The sequence below is a fragment of the Chitinivibrionia bacterium genome (assembly GCA_009779925.1).
Taxonomy (GTDB): Bacteria; Fibrobacterota; Chitinivibrionia; order Chitinivibrionales; family Chitinivibrionaceae; genus WRFX01.
The window spans coordinates 1-7994 of record WRAZ01000061.1; the positions used below are offsets into that span (position 1 = coordinate 1).

Annotated in this window: 3 protein-coding genes and 1 rRNA gene; 3 read left to right on the forward strand and 1 reads right to left on the reverse strand. The window is 44.6% G+C overall.

Annotation, left to right across the window (positions count from 1 at the left end; translation table 11 throughout):
• Window positions 1–118: ribosomal RNA gene (locus tag FWE23_10835) — 16S ribosomal RNA — on the reverse strand; the annotation flags it as partial.
• Window positions 119–493: 375 nt separating this feature from the next.
• Here FWE23_10835 and FWE23_10840 point away from each other — a divergent pair.
• From FWE23_10840 to FWE23_10850, 3 genes are all read left to right on the forward strand, one after another.
• A complete protein-coding gene (locus FWE23_10840) occupies window positions 494–5434 on the forward strand; it encodes a hypothetical protein (protein MCL2845921.1) in 4941 nt (1646 codons plus the stop codon).
• A gap of 62 nt (window positions 5435–5496) precedes the next feature.
• Complete coding sequence (locus tag FWE23_10845; GenBank protein ID MCL2845922.1) at window positions 5497–7404, forward strand: hypothetical protein; 1908 nt, start codon at window positions 5497–5499, stop codon at window positions 7402–7404.
• A gap of 49 nt (window positions 7405–7453) precedes the next feature.
• Window positions 7454–7994 (forward strand): NAD(P)/FAD-dependent oxidoreductase (locus tag FWE23_10850; GenBank protein ID MCL2845923.1); only part of this gene is annotated, 541 nt, incomplete at its 3' end.

Sequence of the window (7994 nt, forward strand, 5' to 3'; positions counted from 1 at the left end):
AGGTTATTTACGTGTTACTCACCCGTGCGCCACTGTCGTATTACTACAACCGTCCGGCTTGCATGTATTAAGCACTCCGCTAGCGTTCACTCTGAGCCAGAATCAAACTCTCCATAATATTTTCATTATTACACATTTGTTCCATTTTTCGCTCTACACTTTTTTCTTCAAAGTGACCCACTCGCATACATCATAATCTTATCAAAGAACACTTAATCTTTTAAATCGAAACTTAAGTCGTTTTATCAATTAAGCAGGGGTAAAATAATAAATGCCAAAACAAAAGTCAAGGGGGAAAGTGAAAAAAGTTAATTTTTTATGAAATTTCTGTTTTTTGTAAAAAAATGTGAATTTTTTAAATTCTTTGCCTATATTATAAGGAGTGTTGGTGGAACAGGAAGGCGAGTTTCGATTTACGTGCTTGCGCTTTTTATTGTCTTAAAGTGGAAAAATGTTAAATTACAAAATAAAAAGGAAAGGGGATTGGACGATTATGAATAAAATGAAATTATTCTTCGTTGCGATTTTCGTTGTATGTTTGGCGGCAGTGTCTGCGTTTGCGCAGGACATTCAGGAATTACGGCTTGCGGTGATTTGGAATCCGAATACCAACAACTTACACACGCCTATGGGGGTGATGGTCGGCGGCGTAAATAACCAACCCGCAACAGAACCCAATCGTGGAAGATGGGAGGGCTCTGTTGGTAAAGACATGATTTGGAGTCCGACGCCTTCTCCTGCGTCCGAAATAGCGGGCGCTCAACTCAGGTTTTTTCTTTCGTCCATTGATCCTGCTCTCGCGCAAAACATAAGCGGCTCTCTTGATAACAGAGATTTAGGTTTAACCGGTCGCGATATTCTTCAAGGAAACAACGCGTTGCGCAATGTTCGGATTTGGACAACTAATGAGGCTCCGAATTTTTCTCAGGTAATACAAGGTTTTGGCGGTCAAAATCCTAATGCTATTGTTTATATAGGAGCGGGAGCGGATATTCCCGAAGATAGACGCGACGCGTTTATGGAATTATTTAACGATGCCAAACAGGCGGACGTAGGTATTCTTTTTATCGGACAAAACTCGGTAATTGACGCAAGAGGTCTTGACGATACAAGGGAAGCATTTCCTATCCAAGGGGTTCAGAGGTCTTTTAGGTTCAGAACTTTTGGTGATGGTCCTTACAACGAGATAGTCGGTACTCTTGAAAGTCCTACTGCAAGACCCAGAGGCGTACTTGTCAGAGAATTTAATTGGTTGAGAGAGACCAACGATGCTGTATGGGTAAGAGCAGATACGGTTCTTCTCAGCGGTAATGACGGGGCTTATCAGATACACCTTGTAAGAAACGGACGAAGAGACAGGCTTATTTATGACGTTGACCGCTTTGTAAACCCTGCCGAAATAGTAAGTCCTGCACCACAAATTCTTCACAGATACGGAACTTGGTCTATATATGCGGAAGCGGTAGAAGTTATCGGAACCGACTTGTATGATGCACAAATGAATGTTGGTTTACACGTTGAAACAAGTGTTTCGGTGGGCGTGTTGACAAGCAGTCAATTCTCCAATGGCGGAACTACAGGAGACGTTTATCTTAAAGCAGAATCGCCATCTTTATTTATAAACGGTCTTATGGTTTTCCCGACAGGTAACGACCAAGGATTTAATTTGTCAACGGCGCACCAAACTCATGCATCTTTGGTTCCCGAAGCATTGCAGTTGGAAACGACAATTATTGCGCCTGCAACTACCGGTATCAACAGACACGCCGGCGGCAGAATTGTTGCAGCAGACTGGTTTGTTAATGCACCAAATCCCCAAACCGGTCGCCCTGACAGAGTTTTGGTGTTACGCCGAGGACAATTTATTGAAAATATAAGACACGTAAGCGCAAACGTTTGGCACGGTAGTGTCGAAAACCCCGGCGGTCTTGACCCTTGGGCTTGGTTTCAATTTGAGACAGGAACCCGTATTAACTTTAATGCAGGCGGACTTCATGATTTGAGAATTGTCCTGAACAATACAGCTTCTGAAATTCACCGAAGCATTTTTACAAGTCCTATTCTGCAAGGGACACAAGAACTTAGGTTCAGACCTTACGGAAGCAGTTCTTTTCATAATGGAGTTTTTGACGGTCGTCTTCAGGCAGGCGCAAGTATTTGGGCGTTTAATGAACGAGTAAACGGCGGACACGGACCAACGGACTTTTCCGTGCTTCTTCGCCCCGGCGGCAGTTTCCAAGCAGATCATCACTATGCAAACTTCCTTGCTGTTCAAATGGCAGGAAGACCGAGCGCAAACGTCTCAACCGCAACTACGGTCGGAAGAGCGCAGTTTGAGCGTCCGCAGGTAAGCATCGGAGAATTTGACGGCGTCAGAGAGCCGGGTTGGGGACCGCTAATCGGAAACTATTTTCGTGAAAGCGAACTTCCTGCAACTAGTTCGTCAAGACAGCCGTTTTACGGAGACTTTAACGATAAAACATTTAACCAACTTGCCGTTGTTCAATTTAACAGACAGCGTTTGGCAATTATGGGTTATCAGCCCACGTTCTTAGAAGACCACGAGAGAAGCCGCGCAATTTTGCACGACATTACAATGTGGATAGGATTTGACAACTATACACTTCCGACTCCCAACATTGACGTAGAAGATTACGGAGTTCCCAGAGCGCCTGCCGAAAGCGGAAGTTTCATCTTTACAAATGTGGAAAGAGCAATCGCGCATCTTGACTGGGCTCGTCTTACTCCTGATATGCAAAACCGCGGACCTCACCAACTTCGAGCGCGTGCGCAATATAATAATGCTTGGAGACCAACTCCTGTACCGTCTGTTACACTAAGTAGTAGTGGCGCAAACGAAATACCTCTTCAGTTAGGTTTTGTTGACCCGTCGATATATACTGCCGACACCTTAATAGTTGAAGCATGGGCAGAGGCTAATCCGGCTTCGTATTTCGGAAGAAGTGGCACAAGAGAAGCCCGCTTGTATTTCCGTCCGCTTGCTGTTTCTGTGGTTAACAGCGGAAACCCGAATGAAGCGCGAATTGACGACTATCTGACGTTTACCGTTCGAACAGCGCGCACACCGAGAGCGGCTCGCGACAGTGTTGTTGATGGTCCTTATAATGTCGATATTCGAGTTCTTGCCGACAATAACACTACTCAGTTATTTCCCACAACGGGCAATCATACAATAAACGCAGGTGAGACTTTTGCATTTTCGCAGATTGCATCTCTTGGTGCTCGCGACTTGGTTATTGTAATGCGCGCTCGCAAAGAGGGCTACCTCTATTCTCCTTGGGATACATTAAGAATAGCCAACAATCCCGATCAATGTCCGCCGCATCTTGTTCGTAGAGCGCGTTGGACAGAGGGAACCACTTACGATACTTTGGCGATAGAATTTGACGAGCCTGCGTTTTTCGTCGGTGACGGAAGTGTAGCTCCTGCAACTTTTGTTCAAATTATTCGTTTGTGGAGAGAAAGCGATATTTATATAATTCCTGTGAGAGTTGTTACAAACGGTACGGATAACGGAAGTAACCGTTGGGTATTTACGGTTAACAGAGCTCAAATTACTCGTTCCGACGGTTCTTTGGTTGTAGGTTTTGCGCCTGCGGCAGGTGACAGTATTAACTTAAACTTCATTACAGTTCCGGTAGGATTAAATCCGAACGTTCGCGATGAGTTTATGAACCATGTTGATACTTATGATTTTAACTCACAGTGCGACGGTAGACCGAAAAACCCGAGAGTTCCTTTGGATTTGAATACGCTTCCGATGCCCGAAGTTTATCTTACAGACTCAACGGGACACAGAGCGCTTGCAACAACCGCTCACCAAGGAATAAGCGAGCATTGGTTCGTATCGACGCGTATCAGAGAGTTGATAGCAATGATTGAGTCCGACCGTTTCACCCACGAAATGATGAACGGCGCAACTCTTCACGCAACGCTGATTTACAACGGAACGCGTAATGAGCAAAGACCGATAGCAAGCAATGGAACAACCGAAATTGTGTTCAGCAACTTTGGCGACTTGGGATATGAAGCAAGAGAAGCAAGAAGTGACCTTGACACTATAGTAATTGAGGCGAATACACGTACGGCAAATCAGGAGTTTGAAAACAGCGAGCCAATTAGAGTGCGCTTGAACTTCAGACCTCTGATTGCATACGGAAGCGCAGTCGGAATGAGAGGCGACACTGTTGATATCGGTACCGTTCTGACGTTCACTGTTTCAACGGAAGATCCGCACAGAAGAATTCTGGGACCAGAAGGTGAAAATCTTCCCGAAGATCTTCCTTATTGGGTTGACGTTCGCATTACTCGCGAAAACCGTCCCGATACAACTATTTACTTAACTCGCAACGCAGGCGAAAGTCAGTTGGCGTTTGAGTTTACAAGGACGCTTTCGGAAAGACTCGGAGCTGGTCGCATAAGCGTTTATGTGCGGGCTCGCAAACACGGGTATCTCCACTCGGCAGAGTTTAGAGTGATAGACAACGCTTACAACAACCCCGATAATTGTCCGCCGTTTATTACTTATGCTCGTTTAAATTGGGGCGGAGTTATACAGGGCGACCCCGACGGCAGAAGGCTCTCCGATACATTGATAGTGGATTTCAACAAACCGATTTTCGGCTTGCAAGTTAATGCTCTTAATAACGGTCAAAGCGTGAATATGTTCCGCTTGTGGCAAAACGGAAACCCGATTGAGTTCCAAGTTTCACGCCATAATCTTAGTCAGAATAACCGTTGGGTATTTGTAATTACTTCCGAAGGATTTAATCCTCGCGACGGAGACTATATTAACATAAACGTGATTACAGGCTGGACAGGAGAAAATCCGAATATCCGCGACGTTGCTTACAACTATGTCGGCGAAGAGCCTATCGAGGGTTGCAATAACAATCCTTTGGTACGTTTGGCTATTGAGCGTCGTCCGATTAGTGTGAATGTATCCGTTGTTCCGGGTAAATGTATCGCAGGTGTTACAACAGGAATATGTTCTCCCGGTTTCGGCGCTCGGGTAACTCCGTTGACTTTGAACAGCATAGTTAACGATGTTATAACTGCGGGTATAGGTAATCTGATAATTGTTGACCCGGGCATTTTCTTAACATCTCCGATTGCAGGCGCAACGTTGCCTGAAGAGTTGAGTGGCTTAAGAGGCGTGATATTAGACGCTGTCGGAAACTTGGTAGCAAATACTGACGGCGACCAATTCGGTATCGTCCTTTCCAATGTCGGAAGTGCCAATCCGAGAAGAATGCTTACTATCGGTTGGACAGGCAGAAACGAAGACGGCAGAGACGTTGGCGCAGGAGCATATATGCTTATCTTGGATTTGGATTGGAGCAATAATTTTGAAGTTCCGAGACCGGACAGACATAGAGTTGCTGTTCCTATTGTTACCGAAGGCAACAGATAGCAGATAAAAAATGAGGGCGGACTAATTGTTCCGCTCTCTTTTTTTACCTTTTGCAATAAACTATGAAAAAATTATTTATACTGTCAGTAATTTTTCTTTTTTTGGGAACAGGTTTTACCGAAAACAGCGATGTGTCGCTTATATCAAACTCCACAATATTCAGAACTATTTCGGAGTCGCAGACGGAATTTTTTGTCAGTAGAACAGACTCCAACAGTATAGACAGCATAAGCTTAAGCATAGACCTTTACAGAGATACCGAGGCGCAAAGACATTCGGCTGTTTTTCTTTTGGAGGGCGATAAAACCACCAACAACGAACGATTTAATATAGGTTTGGAGTGGAACGCTCCCGTTTCTTTCTTTAGAAATACTACACGCCTCGGAGAAATCGGATATGAGGCTGCGGCAATTTCCTTGGGTTTTGTTGCTAAAAACACCAATGAAGAATTTCCGTTTTTGTTTTCGGCAGGACCTGTTTTTGAGGGCGGAGTTAATCGAAATTTGCAAGGGCGCGACACAATATTCGGCGGTGGCGGGTATTTTCGGCTATTGGCAGGAGAGAGCGAATTTTATTCGGCGAGCAGAATAGGCTCCTCTCCGTTTTTGTTTGGCGGACAGGTTTTCGGCAGATATATCGGGGCGCAAGACAATCATTACAACACAAACGCGCATTCAACTTTTATTTACCAAAGAAACGGAATTTTCGGCGCAGATACGTTCAGTATTACCGTGAACGACACAATAGGCTACGGCAAAATAAGTTCGCAGTTTAATACTGTGGGCGGTTTTCGCGGCAATGAAATTCCAAGCCGATACTCCAATAATTTGAGCATAACGATACACGCAGGGCAGTTGGGCGACGGATTTATTCGACCTTCATTTGAGGTTTTTCTCAACGATAATCGCCACAGATATGTGAGTTCTGAGTTCTTTTACGGCTCGCTCAGAAGAAACACAATTTCCGTTCTCGGATTTTTGAACGAAAGTTTTGGCGGTTGGAATTTAGAGACGGGGCTTCAGATTGCGGGGACTCGTGAAGAAAACAGTTATTTTTCGTCAACGCGAGGTTCATCGGCGGGAACATTGCTTGACACCCTTAACGAAAAGCTAAAGAACGCAGACATTTTTCATCCGCGAGTTTATTTTTCGGCTGAATATTTGTCGCCAAATGAAAATTTTGGGCTGACAATGCGATATTCAACAGAACGAAACAGGCGGATTTATCCGTTTTCGTTTGTGTATGAAGGCGAGACATTTTCTTCTGTTGACGACATCGACAATATATCAAATATTGGCTTTGTCCAAACGGCTTTTTACTTTACGGATTGGTATAATTTGTATCTTTCTGCGGAAATGCTTCGTTATAGGGTAAATTTCCTTAAAAGCGAAATGAGTAATGCCAACAGAACGGAGGAACGTTTTGCACTGGGTATAGAAAATGTTTTTTCGAGAGATACAACGCTTATTTTCGGGCTTCGGGGAAATGCTGTCGCCGCGCCGCAAAGATTTTATTTTATGCAGTCCGACAACAGCTCGCTTCCGTCGCACAATCGCTCGTTTTCCGTTTCGTCGGACTTAACGCTCGCATATTCAAACGGCTGGTCAAATATTTTTGAGTTTATGACTTCCCGCTTTGACAGAGGCGTAATTTACAACGAAGTAATGTACGGTCTCGAAGAGAAAAGATACGAGACGGTTTCGAGCGCAACGCTTGCAAGAACACTCTCGTTTTTGCACGCCGCAAGCGGAATTGAAGCAAGAATAATGAACGCATACAGATTTGACCACGACGAAGGCGATTATTTAAGTCGCGGTCGATGGTTTTTGTTTTCGCCCTTTGCGTCGCTAAGCTTTTTTTCGGACGACAAATTTTCGCTAAACCTCTACGCCAAAAGAAATATTAACCGCGGTCAAACAAACTCAACCGACTTTTGGGACTTGTCGCTGAACGTTTTCGCGTTTTTTTGAGGAAATACCCTGCGGCAAATATTATTTTCCTTGTAAAAAAGGAGAAAAAATGATACAAAAAGATGTAATTGTAATCGGTTCGGGTCCTGCGGGATATACCGCTTCTATCTATTTGGCGCGGGCTATGCTCAGTCCGCTTTTGTTTGAGGGCTTCGGTATGGGCGGAGTGCTTGGCGGACAACTTATGACCACGGATTTGGTCGAAAATTTTCCCGGATTTCCAAACGGAGTGGGCGGGCAAAATTTAATGATGGAAATGCGCCAACAAGTCGTAAACAACGATGTCGAATGCGTAATGAGCGACGTTTTATCCATAAAAAAAGACGGAGATTTGTTCATTTTAACCGACAGCAACGACGAACAATATTCGGCAAAATCGATAATTGTCGCAACGGGAGCGCAGGCGCGCAGGCTTGATTTGGACAGCGAGCGCAATTTTTGGGCGAAAGGTATTTCTGCGTGCGCGATTTGCGACGGCGGACTTCCGATTTTTCGCAACAAAGACCTTGCCGTAATCGGCGGCGGCGACTCGGCAATCGAAGAGGCGATTTATTTGACAAAATTCGCGCAAAAAGTATATTTAATTCACA